Here is a 20,017-nt window from a genome sequence, read left to right as displayed (position 1 = left end):
ACCGGGGGGCGGACGCTTCCGGGAGGCGGTGATCCGAGGCAGCGCCCGCGTCACAGCAAACACGAGTAGACCATCTACCATGACGGTACCTATGGGAGGGTTGCCGAGGAGGTCGATTCCCCCGGTCGGCGAGCTTGCGATGCGGGGCGCCGACGGGCGGTGCCGCCCATTGGCAGCCGGTCGCGGTAGCGGATCGCGTCCACCACGTCTCGACCCGGATAGGTGATCGGACGTCCCCACCCGGTCCCGGCCGGGACGTGCGGAGCGAGGATCCGCCATTCAACGTCTGTGGTGTCATCCAAGGATCCCGCCTCCACGAGTGCGACCGACGCGGAGACGGGATCCTTGGCGAAACGCCTACTTGGCGGTCATGAAGTCCTTGAAGTGCAGGGCCCGGTTAACAATACGGATATCGCCCACGTTGCCGTGGAAGACGACATCGACCTTGCCGTCGTTCTCGTGGGCGCCAAGCAACCATTCAAGCCCCAGCGAAGTGACGCCGATCGAAACCCGGGACGGGTTGCCCGCCACCGGCGAGCTGTCGACGTACAGCTTGCTCAGCCGGCCGTCGTTCACCACCGCGATGTGCCACCACCGCAGCTCGACGAGGCCGTGGCTCCAGTTGGTCGTGGGGTAGGTGGTGTTCAGCGGGTAGTGGTTCCACTGAACCTCGCGGCCGTTGTTCGTGATGTTCAGCTGGGCCAGCGGCTCGTTCGGGTTGGTGTTCTTGCCCTGCTTGCCGGCGTCCTTGGCCGAGCCGCGGCGGCTGAGGATCGAGGCGTTGCCGTTGTTGCCGGAGTTCCAGTCGAGCGGCATCATCACGAACGCTTCGATGGTGTAACCGCTGTTGAACGTCTCAATGTTCAGCGGAGCGTTCGGCCCGGTGGTCAGGTACGCCCCGTGCACCGGGTTGCGGCCGCCGACGAACTTGAGGCTGCCGTGACCGGGCTGGTCGGGGTGGTGGTCGGCAGACCAGGTGAGCGCGTCGGCGGCGGCGCCGGGCACGGTGACCAAAGTGAGATCGTTGCCCCTACCGGACAGGTCTCGGATGGTCTGCGCCGAGGTGACCGGCGTGCCGTCCGCGCCCCCGCCGTCGAAGCGCCAGTACGCCAGCGTGCCCTTCACCAGCATCTTGCTGGCCGGGCGGGATGGCCGGACCGGTAGCGGGATGAAGCTGGCGAACCGTTCGCCGAAGTTGATCGGCATCGAGAAGTTGTCGACCGGGCCGGTGATCCGGGAGTGCTCCTGGGCCAGCGGACTGCGCGCTGCCGGGTCCTGAGCCAAGATCCACGGATTCTTGGTCTCCACGTCGATCGTGTTGCGGGCCAAGTCGAAGTGGTAGAGGCGCAGCATCGCGCCGCCACCCATGAACCGGTTCTGGTAGTTCGTGATGTGCATATGCACGTCGTTACCGTGCACGTTCTTCTTCGTCATGCGCCCGTTCGGCCAGAAGTGGCCGTTGAGGGTCAGGAAGATCTGGTCGTTGTCCTTGATCAGCTTGTCCCAGAGCCTCTGACCGTAGGAGGTCAGCACGGCGTTGTTCTCTGGGTCGCCCGACTCGTACGGGAACACGTTGTCGCCGTACGTCGAGTCGACGAGCTCGTGGGTAGTGACGATGACCGGCATCTTCGGGTGAGCCTTGATCATGTCGTTGGCCCAGGCGAGGCCCGCGTCCGTGGTCCGCCAGTCGAGCGCCAGGAGCAGCCACGAGCGGCCGGCCGCCTGGAAGATGTGCGCGGTGTTGTACCCGGACGGGTCGGACCCGGCGAACGACTTGGCGCGCTTGAACCGCTGCGGGCCCAAGGTCCGCAGGTAGGCCGAGTCACCGCGGCTGTCGTCGCCGGTCACGTCATGGTTGCCGGCCAGCACGCTGTACGCGACATCGTGGTTGTCCAGCACCTTGAACGCCTTGCCGACCGCCTCGAACGAGGTCGGGTCACCGTCCTGGGTGATGTCACCGAGCCCGGCGAGGAACACGATGTTGTCGCCGCCCCCGCCGCTGTTGTTGATGACGTAGCGGAACGTCTCTTCCAGCGGCTCCATGTTGATGCTGTCCTGGCTACCCCAGGCGAGGTACTGCGTGTCGGGCATGACGGCCAGGGTGAACTGCAGGGACGTCGGGTTCGGCCGCCAGGTGCCGGACTTGCCCGCCTTGGTGGATTCTGCAGCGAACGCCGGCATCGAGCCAGCCGTGCTCAGGGCGGCGGCGCCAGCCCCGGCGAGTGCCGCGTTACGCAGAAAACCGCGCCGGTTCTGCCCCCTCGATTGCTGTGACGTAGAGTTACCGTCATCTTCGTGAATGGACATGAGTGTTCCTTCGCGGGTCGACCAGATGTGCGAGTCAGACGCTACGGGGAAGCCGACTGATCTGGGCGTACGCGACATTGCGCAAAGTGATCAACTAGCCGACGGCTGCCCCAATGAAATGCCAAATCCTTCCGTGATCGAAATCCGCATGAACAGTGAGTTAGCTCTACACGTCTACGCGGACGTTCGGCGAGGCGAAGCTTCATCGATCGCTTTCTCGACGATGGAGTCCGGAGTCTGGGCTGGTCGCGGAGGCCATTGCGAACAGCGAAGGGGATTGGTTACGGGCTGACCTGCTCCCAGTTCGAGCGCCACAACCGGATGATCGCCGGATACATCGTGCCCCATGCCTGGTCGAATTCGGCGAAGCGCTGCTCGGCGGCGTCGATGGTGGGCGCGGTGTAGACCTGTCGCAGGGCTTTGGTGATCTGGCTCCAGTGCGCCGTGGAGGCATGGCGCAGACTTGCGCGGACCAGGCGCACGACGCACAACTGCACCGCGGCCAGGGGCCAGATCTCGGCGATCGTGTCGGGCAGTCCCTTCAGACCGTCGCAGGCGACGATGCAGACATCTTCGACGCCGCGGTTGCGCAACTCCGCAAGGGTGGCCATCCACGCCTTGGCGCCTTCGTCGCCGGTGCCCACCAGAGGCCGAGCACGTCGCGTTCGCCGGTTCGGTTGATCCCGACCGCGAAATACATCGACCGGTTGGCCACCTGACCCTCGCGGATCTTCACGACGATGGCGTCGATCAGCACGACCGGGTAGACACGATCCAGCGGGCGTGACTGCCAGGCCTGCAGTTCCTCGACGACCTTGTCGGTCACTCGCGAGATCAGGTCGCGGGAAACTTCAACGTCGTAGATGTCGGCCGGGTGCGCCTGAATCTCGCCGGTCGTCAGGCCTTTGGCATACAGCGAGATGAGGGATCCGTCGACGCCCTCGACGCGGCGGGCGTGCTTGGGCACGATATGTGGCTCGAACGCCCCGGACCGATCTCGTGGCACCTGCAATTGCACCGGGCCGACCTCGGTCTGCACCGTCTTCGACGAACTGCCGTTACGGTGGTTGCCCCGGCCCCGCCCGGCAGGATCGCCTTTCTCATGCCGAGGTGCTCGGTCATCTTCGCCTCGAGGGCGGTCTGCAGCGCGGTGCGGGTGACCTGGCTGAGCAGGCCGCCCGGCCCGACCAGCGACACACCCTGCGCCCGAGCTTGATCAATCAACTCTTGGGCGATCCGCACATCCAGCCTCGCCGGGGCCTGACGTTCGACAGCCACCGTCTCCTCGGCTGCGGTGTCCTTGTTCATTAACGGTGATCCTTCCCGGCCGGAGCAACTGCTCCAGCCTGCCGGATCACCGCCTCACACACGATCTTTCTGACAGAACCATTTTGTGCTCGATAGGACGGTGTCGTTAAGGTGTCAGTTTAAGTTCATCCATAATGACGACCATTGATGTGCAGTCGGTGTCGCCCCTCGGGACACAATTTAGTACATGATCGAGCCTTTTCCAACCTGATCTTGCAGGTCAGCGCGGGTCACCGGGGGCCACTGATTGATGAGGGCGAGACTCCAGGTAGGACAGCAAATCGACCAAGACCGGATGCCCCGACCGGGAGCCTCGCCATGCTGTCCTACCCTGCCACGATCTCGTTGTCCAGCCGGACCCTGAATCACCTCGCCGGCCGTATCCGCGGCCACCGCCAGCAGCGCAAATCCCGATGGAGGCGACTGACTCCGGGCCGGCAGGCCCTGCTCGCCCTCGCCCACCCGCGCAACGGCGATACCTACACCCGCCTCGCCGCCGGCTTCGAAATCGGCGTCACGACCGCCTGGCGGTACGTCCAGGAAGCGATCGCGCTGTTCAGTGAAGCCGCCGATGACCTCGACACCGCCATGCGGCGCATCCGGCAGCTGGCGTACGCGATCCTCGATGGCACGCTGATCCCGATCGACCGCGTCGCCGACCAGAGGCCGTACTACTCCGGCAAGCACAAGCGGCACGGCGTGAACGTGCAGGTCATCGCCGACGCGGCAGGACGCCTCGTGTGGGCCTCGGCCGCGCTGCCCGGTTTGGCCCACGACCTGACTGCCGCCCGCAGCCACGGCATCATCGAGGCGCTGACCAGCGCAGACGTGATGACCTTCGCCGACAAGGGCTACCAAGGCGCCCGGGTCAGCGTGCGCACCCCGTTCAAGCGGCGACGGTTCCGGCCGAAGCTGTCACGCCGCCAGAAGGCGGCCAGCCGGGCCCACGCGAAGATCCGCGCCCGTGGCGAACGCGCGATCGCGACGCTCAAGACCTGGAAGGTCCTGGTCAAGCTGCGCTGCTGCCCACGCAAGGCGACCGCGATCGTGCAGGCGATCCTCGTCCTGCACCACGTTGAAGCCAACCGCTGCGCAGGATGAAAAAGGCTCATCGTCTGCGAGATTCGGTAGACCGCTGATGGAGACCCGCGACCTGCGTTCGCATTGGTAGAAGGTGCCGGCAAATCCGAACCCACAGACGACGGCCGAACAGAAATCCGATCGAATGGCTCAGGCTCCACTCGGACATCGGTATCAGGCAGGGTAGGTCAGCACGAAGCCCCTCGGACAGACGGCACCTGCCTTGGTAGATCTCGCCACTTCCAGGAGCTCGGCCAGCTTCGACGCTGGTTGTCACGGGGAGGGGGTCGCATCAGCGGCGTCGGCCGATGTGGTGCCGTTGGATCACTGCACGTCGGTTGATGGCGGGGAGTTGGTCTACGGGACTTCACCAAGTACAACGACTCGTTGTCACACGCGGTGAAACAGTGGAACTCGCTGAACCCGATCAACGTCAAAGCTGATACGGCTTCAACCTACGCGGACGTCGACTTACACCTCTTCGAGCGACAGCCGGGCGGGATGGTTCGACTGCAGCGCGAGCGCGGACGACATCAAACTGAACACACACTGGATGGATGGCTACAGCGACTCCCAGAAGCACGCTGTCATGACCCACGAGTTCGGACATTCCCTCAAACTGGCTCAAGGGCCGGGGATCGCGGTGATGGACGCGTGCCCGCCCTGCTTCAACTCGAACATGAACAACAAATCCGGATTCGCCACCGGATCCAAGATCCGCCACCCGGACTATCGATTCAAGGCTGGGGCACTAGCGACATCCCGCCCGGGTGGGCTTGCCTCGTAATCTCATCCGCCTCGGGTGATGCTCGCCTAGGGCCATCGGAGTGATGCTGGGGAGGGAGTGGGCGTTTACACGCGTGGCTGGGGCGGTTAGTTGGACGAGGAGGGGCCAGATGCCAGATGTGACCGCCGAGTTCCTTGAACGACTCGGCCGCGACCCGACTGCGGTGCTGCCCCCTCGGGCTAGTGGCACCATCCGACTCGATGTGCAGCGTGACGAGGGAACCGAACAGTGGTTTGTCACGGTGGAAACGGGAAAGGTGCAGGTGTTCCGGCAGCACCGCAAGGCAGATGTGATCATACGTGGTTCCCAAGCGATCTTCGACCGACTGGTGAGAGGAGAGGCGCACCTCTCCGCGTCGGTGTTCCGCAAGGAAGTCACCGTCGAGGGCGATTACGGACTCGTGGCGATGTTCCACCGTTTGCTCCCCGGCCCGCCGGGAGCTCATGGTCCGCGGCCGGTGCGGCGTCGTGAACGGCGGGGGCCGCACGAGGCGTAGTCGCCGGTAACCGAAGGGAGGTAGGCGTCGTGGTCGAAAGAAGCGTCAGCATCCTGGATGGCAACATGTTCGTCGTCAGCGACGAGCAGGGGGACATCGAGGCGTCGCCGATCTACCCGACTGGACTTTTCTCCTTCGACACCCGGTTTCTTTCCAGGTGGGTGCTGACCATCGACGGCGAGCGGCTCAACGCCCTGTCGCGGGACGACCTGCAGTACTACGAGACGCGCTTCTTCCTGGTGCCCGGCGAGCCGACCCACTACATCGACGCCAAGGTTTCGATCATCCGGCAGCAATCGATCACGGGCTGCTTGGTCGAACAGCTGACCGTGCTCAACCACAGTACGGAGCCGTGCGACCTCACCGTACGGGTGGAGATGGCCGCCGACTTCGCCGACCTGTTCGAAATCAAGGACGTACGGCAGAAGCGGGGAGAGACCACGGCAGCCATTGATGACGGTCACCTGCGGATCAGCTACGAGCGAGACACGTTCCTACGCGAAACGATCATTTGGAGCACCGCACCGGCCCGCGTCGATTCCGAAGGAATGACCTTCGACATCCATGTCGAACCGCGAGGCAGGTGGAGCACAGAAGTCCATGTTCAGCCGGTCGTGCGCGGCGCTCGTGGGCGTGACATCCGCACCTCGCTGGAGTCCACTCGCCACCGTCCAAAGCACGAGGTGCAGCAGGAACTTGATCAGTGGCTCGCCGACGCACCCGAGCTGGTGTGCGATTGGGAGCCACTGAGTCGGGCGTACAGGCGTAGTCTGACCGACTTGGCCGCCATGCGGTACGGCTCGCTTACCGATCCGGTGCGGTTGCCGACCGCGGGTCTGCCCTGGTTCATGACGATGTTCGGCCGGGACAGCCTGTTCATCTGCCTACAGACGCTGCCGTTCATTCCGCAGCTGACCCCGGTCGCGTTGCGCCTGCTCGGCCGATGGCAGGGCAGTAAGCTGGACGACTTCCGGGACGAGGAGCCCGGCAAGATCATGCACGAGATCCGCTACGGCGAATCAGCTGCGTTCGAGGAGGCACCCCACTCCCCCTACTACGGCTCCGCCGACTCCACGCCGCTCTATGTGATCCTGCTCGACGAGTACGAACGGTGGAGCGGTGACGTCGAGACCGTACGCAGCCTGGAGTTCGAGGCTCGCGCGGCCCTGGACTGGATTGACGAGCACGGTGACCTGGTCGGCAACGGCTACACCTCCTACCAGGCCCGCAACAAGATCAACGGCCTCGAGAACCAGTGTTGGAAGGACTCCTGGGACTCCATCTCCTACCATGACGGCAGGATCCCCGACCCGCCACGCGCCACCTGCGAGCTGCAGGGCTACGCCTACGACGCGAAGATGCGGGGCGCCAGGCTGGCCCGCGAGTTCTGGGGCGATCCGGGCTACGCCGACCGCTTGGAACGCGAGGCGGCCGACCTGAAGGAACGCTTCAACCGCGACTTCTGGATTTCTGACGGCGAGTTCTACGCCCTCGCCCTCGACACCGAGGGCAGACCCGTCGACGCGCTCTCGTCGAATATGGGTCACCTGCTGTGGAGCGGCATCGTTGAGCCGTCACGGGCGAAGAAGGTAGTGGAGCATCTGCTCGGGCCAAGCCTCTTCTCCGGCTGGGGCGTACGCACCCTCGCCGAGCGAGAAACCCGCTACAACCCGCTCGGCTACCACGTCGGCACCGTGTGGCCGTTCGACAACTCAATCATCGCCTGGGGACTGTGGCGGTACGGCTTCCGCAGGGAGGCCGGGCAGATCGCGCAGGCGATCATCGAGGCCGCGGAGTATTTCAACGGCCGGCTCCCGGAAGCCTTCGCCGGCTACGACCGGACGTTTACGAACTTTCCCGTCGAATACCCCACCGCGTGTAGCCCTCAGGGCTGGTCTGCGGGAGCAACCCTGCTGTTTCTCCGTACGATACTCGGCCTCAACCCGTACGAAGACCACCTCGCGGTCATCCCACACCTGCCAAGCAAGATCCGCCGGATCGAGCTACTCGACATCCCCGGGCGCTGGGGACGAGCCGACGCCTTCGGCCGCGCTGACGGCCACCGCCGGCGGCGAACGTCAACCAGCTGACCCCGGGGTTCAGTCCTGGTCACATGACCAGCATTTCGGGGGCGCGGTATGGCTCGCCTTGTCCAGAGATCGCGCACTCGGCCTCGTAGAGCGCCCGCTCCGGGTCCTCGTAGGTCTCCTCGCGCATATCCTCAGCCCAGGCGAACAGTTTCGGCACCGTCTCGGGGTAATTTGCCGGCCGCAGGTACAGGTGCCAGGTCACCAGCGGCTCGGGTCGTTGCCGTCCTCGCGGTCGATACCGATGGTGATGGAGCCTCGGGGCGCGAACTCACCGATCCCGGCCACCGTCGAGCGTGACGTGGCTTCGTGCGGTCCCGGCCCGCACGAAGCGTGCGATCACCGTGTCGTCGTTGACCGTACAGGGCCGTCGGTACCGAGGCCCCGGGGCCGCTGACCGCGCGCAGCTAGCCCATTCCTTTCCGTTCCGCGAAAGGCTTCGAGCGTGGCCCCGACCTTGTCCTGGGGTCTGCTGCACCAATAGGTGACAGGTCAAGTCACGCGGCCTGACTGGCCGGTGGGGTCATGATGGTCTCGAACTCGATAGGCGTCAACCGGCGCAGCGAATGCTGCCGGCGTCGTCGGTGGTAGGTCCGTTCGATCCAAGGCACGATCGCGATCCGCAGCTGTTCGCGGGTAGGCCATGCGCGCCGGTCCAGGACGTTGTTCTGTAGCAGGCCGAAAAACGATTCCATGGCTGCGTTGTCGCCGGCGGCGCCGACGCGACCCATGGAGCCCACCATGTCGTGGCGAGCCAGAGCTCGCACGAACTTCCGGCTACGAAATTGGGATCCGCGGTCGGTGTGCAATATGCAGCCGGCCACGTCTGCGCGCCTGGCGGCGGCGTTGTTGAGCGCGGCGATGGCCAGTCGGGACTTCATCCTCGTGTCGATCGAGTAGCCGACGATCCGGTTCGACCAGACGTCCTTGATCGCGCACAAGTAAAGCTTGCCTTCGCTCGTGTGGTGCTCGGTGATGTCGGCCAGCCACAGCCGGTTCGGACCGTCCGCGGTGAAGTCCCGGCGCACCAGATCGTCGTGCACCGGCGGACCCACGCGACGGCCCTTACCGCGGCGCTTCTTGCCGAACGCGCTCCACCAGCCGTTACCCGAGCAGATCCGCCACGCGGTCCGGTCCGCCATCGGCTCACCCACGGCACGGGCTTCGTCGGCCAGGAACCGATACCCGAACTCCGGGTCGTCGCGGTGGGCGTTGACCAGAGCGTCAGCCCGGTACGCCTCGGCCAGTTCGCCGGCCCTGACGGGATGGGCCAGCCACCGGTAAATACGGCTGACGAGCAATCTTCAACACCCGGCACGTCACCGCCACGGGGATCCCGTCGGCGGCCAGCTCGCTCACGAGCGGGTAGAGCCTTTTCCCGGCCGATTCGCCAAGTAGGCGGCGGCCCGGCGCAGAACCTCGTTCTCCTGCTCCAACAACTTGATCCGCTTACGGGCCTCGCGCAGCTCAGCCGACTCACTACTGGTCGCACCCGGCTTGACGCCGTCCTCGACGTCAGCTTGACGAAGCCACTTGAACAACGTCATCGGATGGACGCCGAAGTCCTTGGCAATCTGCTCGACCGTCACACCCGCGTCGCGGTTACGGGCGACCCGCACGACGTCGTCGCGGAACTCTCGAGGGTAGGGCTTGGGCACGGTGGCATCCTTCCAGCCTGCCTGGGCGGCAAGCCATCTCAGATGTCACCTATCGGTGCAGCAGACCCCTGATCTCGGCCTGTGATCACGCCGGTGCCGCCCTGGCGACGGCTTGGTGGGTCGTGGCGAGGCCCATGCCGCCTGACGTCGAGGAGCGTCGACAGTAATTTCTTTTCTCACCGCCGCGGCCGCTGAGCGACGGGTGCCGCAGCCGAGTCGATCAGTGAGGACATCAGCTCGGCGGCGGCCGTGACGTCGAGGCCGATGCTGCGCACCAGGGATTGCCAGGTGCTGAAGTCGGTGGCATGCCGGATCGCAGCCTCGAAGAGGACACGGTCGGCGGGGGTGGGCGAGTAGTCAGCGGTCAGGGCCTCGGTGACGGCGTCCAGGTACGCGGCGAAGGGCTCGACGACTTGTTTGACGCTAGCCCTCTGATCGCTGTCTCGAAGACTGTTGGCCAGCATCGGTTCGACAGCCCCGTAGAAGTCGTAGAGGTCCTTGAGTGCGACGATAACCCGCTCGCGGGGCGATGCGACCGCCTGCCACGCCGCGATGGCCGGCCAGGGATGGCGCTGCCAGTACTCGGTGGAGCACGCCTGCAGCAGCTCCTCCTCAGTCGGGAAGTACCGGTAGACCGTGTGCCGCTGCACTCCCGCCCGGGCCGCGATGTCGACGATGGTGGTGCGGGCCGGCCCAACCTTTGCGTGCAACTCGATCGCCGCGTCGGTGATCCGCCGCCGTGTCTCGTTCATCGCGTCGGCACGACGCCGAAGCTCGTACTTGCGGGTGGTGCCTTCACCGTCGGCCATCGCTCCTCCCAAAGCGTTCCCGCTGCCAGTGTGCCGCGCCGAGGGTCGGGGCGGAACCTGCCGGGAACGCAAGGGCACCATTATGTCCCTTACGCGCGAGTCCGGCACCTTTCGTCGACGTGACATCTTTCACTGAACAGGGGTGTGCCCTGAAATTTGGCGATGCGACGTCTCCGACATATATTTAACAGCACACTGCCGTGCATTGAAAGGCGGTGCACCCCGACACATGAGGGACGGAGCACATGAAACAACAGATGCACGAGGTGGTCGTACCAGGCCTAGGGAAGCCCTGGGAGCTCAGGAAGTCGGATGTTCCTGAGGCAGGAGCGGGGCAGGTCCTCGTCAGAGTGCACGCCAGCGGAGTCTGCGGCACCGACGTGTGGATCACAGAGGGGAAGCTGTCATTCGGCATCGACTTCCCCATGACGCTCGGGCACGAAGGCGTCGGCGAAGTCGTCGCCGTCGGAGAAGGCGTCACCTCCCGCGCAGTGGGAGACCGGGTGGGACTGCTGACCCTGCAGACCGGCTGCGGTAAATGCGCATGGTGCCAGCGGGCCGAGCCGTTGGACTTCGTCACCGCCGCGAACTGCGAGTGGCCGGTGCTGACCGGCATGAACGTCGGCGGAGCCAATGCCGACTACATCGCGATCTCCGCGGACGCGACCGCGCTACTACCCGACGGGCTCTCCTACGAGCACGCGGCGCCCCTGATGTGCATCGGCTACACCGCGTGGAGTGGCCTACGCCGCGCCACCCCGCAACCCGGTGAGCGGATCGCGGTGTCAGGTGTCGGAGGCATGGGGCATCTCGCGATCCAGTACGCCAAGGCGAGCGGCTTCACCACCATCGCCGTCACCGGTTCACAGGACAAGCAGGAATTGGCCCGGCGGCTCGGCGCGGACATCGTCGTGTCGAACGGCGCCGAGCTTCGGGAGGCAGGCGGCGCGGACGTCCTGCTGCACACCAACAGCTCCAACAGCGCGGCGGCGGATGCCCTTCAGGGAGTGGCACCCCGCGGCCGCGTCGTCCTCATGGGCATCGGGTTCGACACCTTCGCCGTTCCGAACATGCCGTTGCTCATGAACAGCATCCAGATCCTCGGCTCCGCCCACAACGGCACCAAGTACCTGGTGGAGGCGCTGCAGATCGCCGCCGACGGCAGGGTCACCCCGATGGTCGAGACCTACAGCAAGGACCGCGCCGCCGAGGCGTACCAGCGGACGGCGGAAGGAAAGGCCCGTTTCCGCACCGTCATCACCTACGCATAAGCACCGTGTGGCTCGCAACGCCGATCACGTTTGTCCGCATAGACTGGGCCGAGGGTGATCGGCGTCGCGGCGCCAAAAGAGGTTGGCACTCGACCGACACGACCACCCCATCGTCGTTACCCCCTTTGAAGGAACAGAGGCATCTTGCGCTCCAACGAACGTCAGGCCGCCAGCAGCACGCTGATCAGAAACGAAGCGGTCGCCGAGCTCGACGCCAACACCACCGGGCCGGTACTGCTCCCCACCGACGAGGGGTACGTCACCGAGTGCGCCGCGTACAACCTCGCCACGCCACACCAACCCGCGGTCGTGGTAGGCGCTGCGAGCGCGGCCGACGTCCGGGCCGCGGTCCGATTCGCGACCGCGCACGATCTGCCGGTCGCCGTCCTGGCCACCGGGCACTCGGCGCTCTCCTCGAGCGGCGCGGTACTGATCAACACCCGCCGGATGGATGAGGTCACCATCGACGCGGAGCGGCGTACCGCCAGGATCTCGGCCGGGGTGCGCTGGCAGCAGGTCATCGACGCCGCGGGCACGCACGGCCTGGCGCCGTTGAACGGTTCGGCGCCCACCGTGGGCGCGGTCAGCTACACCCTCGGCGGCGGACTCAGCCCGATCGGACGAACCTACGGCTACGCCGCCGACCACGTACGCCGGATCGAACTGGTCACGGCCGACGGTGACCTGCTCGAGGTGACCGCGGAGCGCGAGCCGGAGCTGTTCTGGGCGCTGCGCGGCGGCAAGGGGAACTTCGGCGTGGTCACAGCGCTGGAATTCGACCTCTTCCCGATCGAGCGGATCTACGGTGGGGGTCTCTTCTTCCCAGGCGAGCGGGCCGCCGAGGTCCTGAACACCTGGAACGCCTGGACGACCGACGTCCCGGACGAGATGACCTCGTCGATCGCCCTGCTGCGGCTACCGCCGGCCCCGGAGCTGCCGGAGCCACTGCGCGGTCAATTCGTGGTGCACGTGCGCATCGCATACGTCGGCGCATCTGAGGCGGGGGAGCGACTGGTCGCGCCGCTCCGCGCGATCGGACCGGCGCTAATCGACTCGATGGCCGAAATGCCGTACACCGCGGTCGGCTCGATCCACAATGACCCGCCCACGCCGATCCCCTTCTTCGACCGCTCGATCCTGCTGCGAGAGTCCACCCCGGAACTGGTCGACACGATCGTCCGGCTCGCCGGGGCGGACGCGCAGAGCCCGCTCGTCGCACTGGAGATCCGGCACCTCGGTGGCGCGCTGGACCGCCGGCCCGAGGCGGGGAACGCCATCGACACCCGCGGATCGGCCTTCCTCCTCTACGGTGTCGCCCTCGGCGGCCCCGATCAGGCCGAGGCGTTCGAGGGCTACCTCACCGGCCTCGTCGCCGCATTGGAGCCGTGGAGCACCGGCCGGCGTTTCGTGAACTTCTTCTCAGCCGCCGACGCCACCGATGAGGGGGTAGCGACGGGGTACCGCCCGGAGACTTACCAGCGGCTTGCCGCAGTCAAGAAGGCGTACGACCCCCATAACGTCTTCCGGCTCAACCACAACATCCTTCCCGCCTGACGTCGCGACCGGTCGTAGACCACCGGCCCTTCAACTGGGCACGAAAGTGCGCGGTTGAAGGGCCGGCGTCGCAGGAGGAACTCCTCGTACCCGTCATTGAACCCCTGCGTCGTGCAGGCCGTGCCGTTATATGGGACGCCTATCCAAAGGCAACGCCCTGCCCCGGCACTTCCAGCTGGATACCTCTTCGACGGACGTGAAGTGGTCAAACCGAAGCACCATCGATCGCTGCCCGACTGGACGTCGACCTCGCGCAGGATGCTGCCGGCGATCGAACTTGAGCGGTTGGGAGCTACGGGCGCGCTGGCCCGCGGCAGCGCCTGCGTCGCAGCTGAGGGCCGGCGTGGTCCGGACAGTTGTGCGGCGAGGCCGCTCAGTGAGGGCGCCGAGGCGTGCCTCGCCAGCGGCGGTCGGGGCCGCATCGGCACGATCAGCGGCGCCTCGCCTCATCGGTCAACTCACCACGACGCGCCATTAGCCCTCCGTCAGACACCCGCCATCACCTGACCGGCCGGACACGCATGGCTAGCCCAGCGCGGTCAGCAGGACCAATGGAGACGCGGCCGCCCACGCCTGTGGCGAGCAGGAATGCGGGTACGGTACAGGACCCTCGCGCCCAGTGCGGGCCAGCCCGGTGAGCACCTCCGGCAGCCGATCGTCTGAATACGCCGCTGCGGCGAGCAAACCCTCCGCGATCCGCGCCGCGTCAAGCCGCCGGCCGGCGGCGACAAGACCGGCCACCGCGAATGCGGTGTCGTGGGGCCACACTCCGCCCCGGTGGGATGGTACGGGGCCTGGCCCTCGGCGAGCGTGCGCACACCCCAGCCGGAGAAGAAATCAGCCTCAGCCAGCCGCCGCGCGACCGCCGAGGCCCAGTCGTCGGCGAGAATGCCCGACCACAGCACATGCCCGGCGTTGGAGGCGAGGGCGTCGACCGCCCGGCCTTCGCCGTCGAGGGCCAGTGCCACGAACCCGTCGGGTGAGCAGAAGTCGTCGGCGAACCGCGCCCGCAACGCGCGGGCCCGGGTTGCGAGCTCGCCCGCCCATCCCGTGTCGCCCCACATCCGCTCGGCGAGTCGGGCGGTGCCGAGCAACCCGCGGAAGGCGTACCCCTGCGCCTCGCTGACCGCGATCCGTCCGGCGGCTGGGGTGCCGTCCCGGAATGCGATCGAGTCAGCAGAGTCCTTCCAGCACTGGTGCACCAGGCCCGGTCCGTCCGTGCGGTAGGTCAGGTAGCCGTGTCTGTCGAGCTGCCCGCACACCCAGCCGGCGGCGGCCCGCGCCGGGCCTTCCAGGCCTTTGACGAGCGCGTCGTCGCCGGTCAGCTCGTGGTACTCGGCCAGCAGTGCCAGGAACAACGGGGTCGCGTCGACGGTGCCGTAGTAGCGGCGGTAGGGCACGTCGCCGAGCGTCGCCAGCTCACCGAAGCGTAGTTCGTGCACCACCTTGCCGGGTTCTTCGACGCTGGCGGGGTCGTGGCGACTGCCGAGGCAGGCGCCGAGGGCGCGCAGGGTGCCGGCGGCGAACTCCGGCCGGTACGGCAGTGCGAACAGCGACGAGATGAGACTGTCGCGGCCGAAGAGGGTGAGGAACCAGGGCGCGCCGGCGGCGGGCACGTCGGCGCCGTGCGGTAGCCCGGGCACGGTGACGCGGAGGGCGTCGAGGTCCGCGAGTCCGCGTCGGACGCAGCGGGCCAGGTCGTCGCGCGCCGCGTGCGGCACCGGCGGGGACGCGTCCAGGGCCGGCGCGGGCCGGCCGGCGTCCACGGTGAGTACGAGGGATGCCGAGCCGTGCGCGGGAAGCGTCAGTGTCCAGTCCACGCTGTCGGTGGTCAGTTCGGCGGCCGGCACCGCGGTCACCGTGGTGCTGCGCCGGAAACCACGCCGTTCGTGGGTGAGGACCAGGCGATCGCCGTCGAGCGTCGCGGTCCGCAGGTGGGTCTGTGGATCTAACGGTGTTTCCGGCCTGACCTGCCAGGCGTTGTGCCTGGTGAGGAGGGTGCCGTGATGACCGCGACACTGAACGACCAGACCGGACGCAGGAAGCGGGCGGAGCCGTCGGCGGAGGCGAAAGCCGCCGCCGAGCTGGTCCGGGCCGCGAAGGAACAAGGGCTGTCGCTGACCGGCCCGGACGGGTTGTTGAGCCAGTTGACCAAGACGGTCCTGGAGACCGCGTTGAACGAGGAGATGACCGAACACCTCGGCTACGAGAAGCACGATCCGGCCAGTGCGGGGTCGGGCAATATCCGCAACGGCACCCGGTCGAAGACGGTGTTGACCGACAGCACCGGGCCGGTGCAGATCGACGTGCCGCGGGACCGGGCCGGCACCTTCGAACCGCAGATCGTGCGCAAGCGGCAACGGCGCCTCTCAGGGGTAGACGAGGTGGTGTTGTCGCTGTATGCCAAGGGGCTGACCACGGGAGAGATCTCGGCTCACTTCGCCGAGATCTACGGGGCGTCGGTGTCGAAGTAGACGATTTACCGGATCACCGACAACGTGATCGAGGAGATGACTGACTGGTCGCATCGGCCGTTGGATGAGATTTATGCGGCGGTGTTCATCGACGCCATCATCGTGAAGGTGCGTGATGGGCAGGTCGCGAACCGCCCGTTCTACGCCGCGATCGGGGTCACCCTCGACGGCGAGAAGGACATCCTCGGCCTGTGGGCCGGCGCCGGCGGTGAGGGCGCGAAGTTCTGGATGAGCGTGCTGACCGACCTGCGTAACCGGGGTGTGAAGGACGTGTTCTTCCTCGTCTGCGACGGTCTCAAGGGCCTGCCCGAGGTCGTGACGAATGTGTGGCCCCAGGCGGTGGTGCAGACCTGCGTGATCCATCTGATCCGCAACACGTTCCGGTTGACTTCCCGCAAGTACTGGGACGAGCTCAAGCGTGACATCAAGCCGATCTACACCGCGGTCAACGCTGACGCGGCCAGGGCCGCGTTCGACGACCTGGCCGACAAGTGGGGCGGCCGGTATCCGGCAGTGGTCCGGCTGTGGGACAACGCCTGGACCGAGTTCATCCCGTTCCTCGACTACGACCTGAAAATCGGCAAGGTCATCTGCTCGACGAATGCGATCGAATCGTTGAACGCCCGCTACCGGCGGGCGGTCAAGGCCCGCGGCCACTTCCCCAACGAGCAGGCCGCGTTGAAGTGTCTGTACCTGGTGACCCGGTCCCTGGACCCCACCAGAGCAGGCCGCACCCGATGGACGATGCGCTGGAAACCCGCGTTGAACGCCTTCGCCATCACCTTCAGCGACCGCTTCCCAGCCGCTGAAACCTACTAACCAAGATCGCCGGAAACACCGTTGGCGAGACAGGCCCCGGCAGGTCTAGCCGGACCCAGGACACGCTTGTCGGTGGGTCTAGGAAGTGCGGATCTTCCTGGTGGGTCATTCGTAGCCGCTGGCCATGACGAGGGCCTCGGCGAAGGTCTTCCAGGTGGGTTGGTCGGGGAGGGCTGTACCGCGGCTGGCGTAGAGGCGTGGAAGGGCGTCGAGGCTTGCTGAGAGCGCGTCGAGGAAGCGTTCCAGCGTCGGGTTCTCCCAGTCCGCGGGGTGTTCGCGGAGGTCGTTGAGCATTTCCTCGACGACTCGCGCGACGTCGGGAAGGGAGTTGACCTTGTCGAGGTCGGTGACCTCGGCGAATCGGCCCGTGTCGTAGGGGTTGCTCATCGCAGCATCGTGCCGAGGAGTTCCTGTTCGCCGGGGACGCCGAGGGGCCGCCAGGCGGACCCGGTGGCGAGGATGATCGCCTGGGCTTGGTAGGCATGCTCGCCCACGTACACGATCTTCAGGTGGGGTCGGGCACGAGGGTTCCTCGCTCGGTCCGCCCGCCACCCGGACTACGGGTAGCGGGCGGCGGAGGTGGACGGTGTCAGGCGGTGGGGGTGAGGTCGGCGAGGAGGTCCTCCACCCGGGTGCGGATCTCGTCACGGATGCGGCGGACTGTGTCCAGGCTTTGGCCGGCCGGGTCCTCGAGCTTCCAGTCCTCGTACCGCTTGCCAGGAAAGGCCGGGCAGACGTCGCCGCAACCCATCGTGATGATGACGTCGGAGGCTTCGGCGGTGGCGTAGTCGAGGATCTTCGGCTTGTTGGCGGTGATGTCGATGCCGGCCTCGCGCATGGCCTCCACCGCCACCGGGTTGATCTGCTCAGCGGGTTCGGAGCCGGCGGAGCGGACCTCGACGGCGTCGCCTCCGAGGTGGCGCAGCCAGCCGGCGGCCATCTGAGAGCGGCCGGCGTTGTGCACGCAGACGAACAGGACGCTGGGCTTGGACATCAGATGCCTTCCTCGGAGCACAGGTCGTAGGGCCGGTTCATGGGCGCCCCGGGGCGGAGTGAAGGCAGGAACCGGTCGGGGTCGCTGTTGCGGTCGAGCGGCCGGTAGCGGCCGGCGGGACGCGGCGGGTTGAGTAGGTCGCGGTAACGCCTGCCCGTCTCACCGTGCTTAGGGCTCGGGACAGTCATGGGCGGCCGTCCAATGCCGGGTCACGCTCGTGGGTGGGAACCACGACCTGGTCGGCGGCCCGGCCGGCGTCGGGGTAGAGCGCGGCGAGCAGACCGACGCCGACGGCCAGGCCGACCACCTGGGCGACGACGAACCCGGGCACAGAGGTGGGTGCGATGCCGGCGAAGGTGTCGGTGAAAGCCCGGCCGATCGTCACCGCAGGGTTGGCGAACGAGGTCGACGAGGTGAACCAGTACGCCGCGCCGATGTAGGCGCCGACCGCGGCGGGGGCGACCGGGGCGCGGCCGGAGCCGGCGAGGGCGAAGATCAGCAGGATCAGACCGGTGGTGGCGACGACCTCGCCGATCCACAGGTTGCCGGCGGCGCGGTCCTTGCTCGACCATGCCACGGCGGACAGGTCGAACATCAGGTTCGCCAGGATCGACCCACCGATCGCTCCGAGGACCTGGGCGACGACATACCCGCCGAGGTCGCGCAGGGTCAGTCCGGTCCCGGCGCGACGGCCGAGGAACCAATCGGCGGCGGAGACGACCGGGTTGAAGTGGGCACCGGAGACCGGACCGAAGATCAGGATCAGCGCGCCGAGGGCGAGAGCGGTGGCGATCGAGTTCTCCAGCAACTGGAGCCCGACGTCGCCGGGAGAGAGTGTGGCGGCCATGATGCCGGAGCCCACGACGGCGGTGACCAGTAGAGCAGTGCCGATGAACTCGGCCAGCAGACGCCGTCGGAGTGCGATGGTCATCAGTGTTTTCTCTCCCATGATCTGACTGTCCCGGCCATCGGGGCGTAGTGGGTTATCGGGTGGCGGGGAGGTGCAGGTCATTGAGGAGCCGGCGGACCCGGCGTTCGATCTCGTCGCGGATCGGCCGCACATCGGCGACGTTGAGGCCCGCTGGGTCGTCGATGTCCCAGTTCTCGTAACGGGTACCGGGGAAGACTGGGCACGCGTCGCCGCACCCCATCGTGACGACCACATCGGTGGCGTGGACCACCTCGTCGGTCCACGGCTTGGGGAACTCCTCGGAGATGTCGATGCCGGGTTCGCTGCCGCCGGACCAGGCGATGGCGTGGTCGCCGGCGAGGTGGGTGAAGAAGCCCAGGGCCATCTGGGAGCGGCCGGCGTTGTGGGTGCACAGGAACAGCACGACGGGCCGGCCGTCGCGGTGGTGTCCCTCGACCCGGGCGAGGGCCTGCAACCGCTGGCGGGCGAAGCGCTCGGCGAGCAGCGGAAGGTAGTTCGGGATGCTGGCGGCGCTGGCGAACTGGTCGTAGCTGCTGTGCAGGAACCTCTCGATGGTCTCGATGCCGTAGATGCCGTCGAACTCCTCGGCCAGCCGGGTTGCTGCGGTGTGCAGGGCGAGCTGCTGGTCGAGGGTGATCTCCTGTTGAATGCGGGCGCTGATGTCGGTCATCGGGTGCCTCTCAACATGGGGGTGGGGGCGACGCGCTCGATGCGGTCGGCGAGGTCGGCGTAGGCCGCCTCGAACGCTTCGTCGGTGTCGATGCGGACCGGGTCCGGCACGGACCAGTGCAGGCGGGGGCGAACCGGTCCGGTGAGCTCTTCGTGGGCGTTGTCGCAGACGGCGATGACCAGGTCGTCGTCGCGGACAACGACGCTGACGTGTGCGGTGCCGGCAGGGTTGAGGTCGAGGTCGTGACGGTGGGCCACGGCAAGCGCGCGGGGATGCACTCGGGTCGCAGGCTTGGTGCCGGCCGAGGCGGCTTCCCCATGGGTGCGTCGCTTCCACAGGGCGGCGGCCAGCTGGGAGCGGGCGGAGTTGTGGGTGCAGACAAAGACCACCCGTCCCACATCGGCCAGCGGGGGAGGGGTGAGGGCGGCGGCCAGGGCTGCCGGCTGAAGTCGCAGGTAGGTGCGCCGCCGGTCGCCCTCGGATCGGCCGCGGACGACGAGGCCGGCTTCGGTGAGCACCTTGACGTGGTGGGCGACGAGGTTGGTCGGCATGTCGAGGGTGTGGGCGATCTCGCCGGGGGAGGCGTCGCCGAGGGTGAGCGCGTCCACGATCGCCAGGCGCGCGGGGTCGCCGAGTGCGGCGTGGATCCGTGCGCGCCCGGCCAGGGAAGCAAGCTCAGCGTTCATTGACTCAACTATCGCTGAGTAAACGCCGGGAGTCAAACCTGCTGGAGCCTGAGGCCTGCGGTTCGGGCGTCGGGCGGGCGTTGGGG

Annotated in this window: 15 protein-coding genes and 4 pseudogenes; 6 read left to right on the top strand and 13 right to left on the bottom strand. The window is 66.9% G+C overall.

The features are described from left to right. Positions 1-357: 357 nt before the first annotated feature. From E1211_RS11220 to E1211_RS33375, 3 genes and pseudogenes are all read right to left on the bottom strand, one after another. Positions 358-2,181, bottom strand: coding sequence for a LamG-like jellyroll fold domain-containing protein (locus tag E1211_RS11220; protein ID WP_243709494.1), 1,824 nt, complete (start codon positions 2,179-2,181; stop codon positions 358-360). A 407-nt stretch (positions 2,182-2,588) separates the two neighbouring features. Further along, complete coding sequence (locus tag E1211_RS33715) at positions 2,589-2,900, bottom strand: transposase (protein ID WP_256371319.1); 312 nt, start codon at positions 2,898-2,900, stop codon at positions 2,589-2,591. After that, positions 2,849-3,349, bottom strand: a pseudogene (locus E1211_RS33375) (transposase); the annotation flags it as partial. The gene E1211_RS33715 and the pseudogene E1211_RS33375, both read right to left, overlap by 52 nt. Before the next feature lie 584 nt (positions 3,350-3,933). Between E1211_RS33375 and E1211_RS11205 the strand changes: the two are divergent. The 3 genes from E1211_RS11205 (at position 3,934) to E1211_RS11190 (ending at position 8,068) form a co-directional block, all read left to right on the top strand. After that, positions 3,934-4,716: a transposase family protein gene (locus tag E1211_RS11205; RefSeq protein WP_132348139.1), complete on the top strand. Its 783-nt coding sequence runs from the start codon at positions 3,934-3,936 to the stop codon at positions 4,714-4,716. 875 nt (positions 4,717-5,591) lie between these two features. Beyond that, complete coding sequence (locus E1211_RS11195) at positions 5,592-5,978, top strand: SCP2 sterol-binding domain-containing protein (protein ID WP_165947233.1); 387 nt, start codon at positions 5,592-5,594, stop codon at positions 5,976-5,978. Between the two features lie 29 nt (positions 5,979-6,007). Then, positions 6,008-8,068: a glycogen debranching N-terminal domain-containing protein gene (locus E1211_RS11190; protein ID WP_371686146.1), complete on the top strand. Its 2,061-nt coding sequence runs from the start codon at positions 6,008-6,010 to the stop codon at positions 8,066-8,068. A 19-nt stretch (positions 8,069-8,087) separates the two neighbouring features. On the opposite strand, the gene E1211_RS11185 is transcribed toward E1211_RS11190, so the two are convergent. The 3 genes and pseudogenes from E1211_RS11185 to E1211_RS11175 form a co-directional block, all read right to left on the bottom strand. Next, the gene (locus tag E1211_RS11185) at positions 8,088-8,270 is read right to left on the bottom strand and encodes a hypothetical protein (protein WP_132348135.1); all 183 of its coding nucleotides are present in this window, start codon (positions 8,268-8,270) and stop codon (positions 8,088-8,090) included. A 292-nt stretch (positions 8,271-8,562) separates the two neighbouring features. Continuing rightward, a pseudogene (locus E1211_RS11180) lies at positions 8,563-9,723 on the bottom strand (IS3 family transposase). A gap of 176 nt (positions 9,724-9,899) precedes the next feature. Continuing rightward, positions 9,900-10,532: a TetR/AcrR family transcriptional regulator gene (locus E1211_RS11175; protein ID WP_165947232.1), complete on the bottom strand. Its 633-nt coding sequence runs from the start codon at positions 10,530-10,532 to the stop codon at positions 9,900-9,902. A gap of 245 nt (positions 10,533-10,777) precedes the next feature. On the opposite strand from E1211_RS11175, the gene E1211_RS11170 reads away from it, so the two are divergent. Both E1211_RS11170 and E1211_RS11165 read left to right on the top strand, forming a co-directional pair. After that, entirely contained in the window at positions 10,778-11,803 is a 1,026-nt protein-coding gene (locus E1211_RS11170; protein WP_243709493.1) for an alcohol dehydrogenase catalytic domain-containing protein, read from the top strand. A gap of 144 nt (positions 11,804-11,947) precedes the next feature. Next, complete coding sequence (locus tag E1211_RS11165) at positions 11,948-13,357, top strand: FAD-binding oxidoreductase (protein ID WP_207915335.1); 1,410 nt, start codon at positions 11,948-11,950, stop codon at positions 13,355-13,357. A gap of 539 nt (positions 13,358-13,896) precedes the next feature. Here the strand turns inward: E1211_RS11165 and E1211_RS11160 are convergent. Beyond that, positions 13,897-15,216: an amylo-alpha-1,6-glucosidase gene (locus tag E1211_RS11160; protein ID WP_132348131.1), complete on the bottom strand. Its 1,320-nt coding sequence runs from the start codon at positions 15,214-15,216 to the stop codon at positions 13,897-13,899. Between the two features lie 147 nt (positions 15,217-15,363). On the opposite strand from E1211_RS11160, the pseudogene E1211_RS11155 reads away from it, so the two are divergent. Continuing rightward, positions 15,364-16,650 (top strand): annotated as a pseudogene (locus E1211_RS11155) (IS256 family transposase). A gap of 105 nt (positions 16,651-16,755) precedes the next feature. On the opposite strand, the gene E1211_RS11150 reads toward E1211_RS11155, so the two are convergent. The 6 genes and pseudogenes from E1211_RS11150 to E1211_RS11125 form a co-directional block, all read right to left on the bottom strand. Further along, complete coding sequence (locus tag E1211_RS11150; protein WP_132348129.1) at positions 16,756-17,037, bottom strand: hypothetical protein; 282 nt, start codon at positions 17,035-17,037, stop codon at positions 16,756-16,758. Between the two features lie 11 nt (positions 17,038-17,048). After that, a pseudogene (locus E1211_RS11145) lies at positions 17,049-17,150 on the bottom strand (thioredoxin-disulfide reductase); the annotation flags it as partial. A gap of 89 nt (positions 17,151-17,239) precedes the next feature. Then, positions 17,240-17,647 carry an arsenate reductase ArsC gene (locus E1211_RS11140; RefSeq protein ID WP_132348167.1) on the bottom strand — a complete coding sequence of 136 codons (408 nt, stop codon included), beginning with the start codon at positions 17,645-17,647 and terminating at the stop codon, positions 17,240-17,242. Between the two features lie 181 nt (positions 17,648-17,828). After that, positions 17,829-18,575: an MIP/aquaporin family protein gene (locus E1211_RS11135; RefSeq protein WP_132348127.1), complete on the bottom strand. Its 747-nt coding sequence runs from the start codon at positions 18,573-18,575 to the stop codon at positions 17,829-17,831. Positions 18,576-18,627: 52 nt separating this feature from the next. After that, positions 18,628-19,245 carry an arsenate reductase ArsC gene (locus E1211_RS11130; RefSeq protein WP_132348125.1) on the bottom strand — a complete coding sequence of 206 codons (618 nt, stop codon included), beginning with the start codon at positions 19,243-19,245 and terminating at the stop codon, positions 18,628-18,630. Next, entirely contained in the window at positions 19,242-19,931 is a 690-nt protein-coding gene (locus E1211_RS11125; protein WP_132348123.1) for a helix-turn-helix domain-containing protein, read from the bottom strand. The genes E1211_RS11130 and E1211_RS11125 overlap by 4 nt, the downstream gene beginning before the upstream one ends. Between the last annotated feature and the right edge of the window lie 86 nt (positions 19,932-20,017).

This window comes from Micromonospora sp. 15K316 (genome assembly GCF_004348525.1).
Classification (GTDB): Bacteria; Actinomycetota; Actinomycetes; order Mycobacteriales; family Micromonosporaceae; genus Micromonospora.
Note: the sequence above shows the minus strand (reverse complement) of the source record. Positions and strands in the feature narration are given on the sequence as shown.

Excerpts from the sequence above, each read along its gene's own strand:
- E1211_RS11220 (WP_243709494.1), bottom strand. The coding sequence starts at position 2,181 with ATGCCGGCGTTCGCTGCAGAATCCACCAAGGCGGGCAAGTCCGGCACC.
- E1211_RS11205 (WP_132348139.1), top strand. The coding sequence starts at position 3,934 with ATGCTGTCCTACCCTGCCACGATCTCGTTGTCCAGCCGGACCCTGAAT.
- E1211_RS11195 (WP_165947233.1), top strand. The coding sequence starts at position 5,592 with ATGCCAGATGTGACCGCCGAGTTCCTTGAACGACTCGGCCGCGACCCG.
- E1211_RS11175 (WP_165947232.1), bottom strand. The coding sequence starts at position 10,532 with ATGGCCGACGGTGAAGGCACCACCCGCAAGTACGAGCTTCGGCGTCGT.
- E1211_RS11170 (WP_243709493.1), top strand. The coding sequence starts at position 10,778 with ATGAAACAACAGATGCACGAGGTGGTCGTACCAGGCCTAGGGAAGCCC.
- E1211_RS11150 (WP_132348129.1), bottom strand. The coding sequence starts at position 17,037 with ATGAGCAACCCCTACGACACGGGCCGATTCGCCGAGGTCACCGACCTC.
- E1211_RS11135 (WP_132348127.1), bottom strand. The coding sequence starts at position 18,575 with ATGACCATCGCACTCCGACGGCGTCTGCTGGCCGAGTTCATCGGCACT.
- E1211_RS11130 (WP_132348125.1), bottom strand. The coding sequence starts at position 19,245 with ATGACCGACATCAGCGCCCGCATTCAACAGGAGATCACCCTCGACCAG.
- E1211_RS11125 (WP_132348123.1), bottom strand. The coding sequence starts at position 19,931 with ATGAACGCTGAGCTTGCTTCCCTGGCCGGGCGCGCACGGATCCACGCC.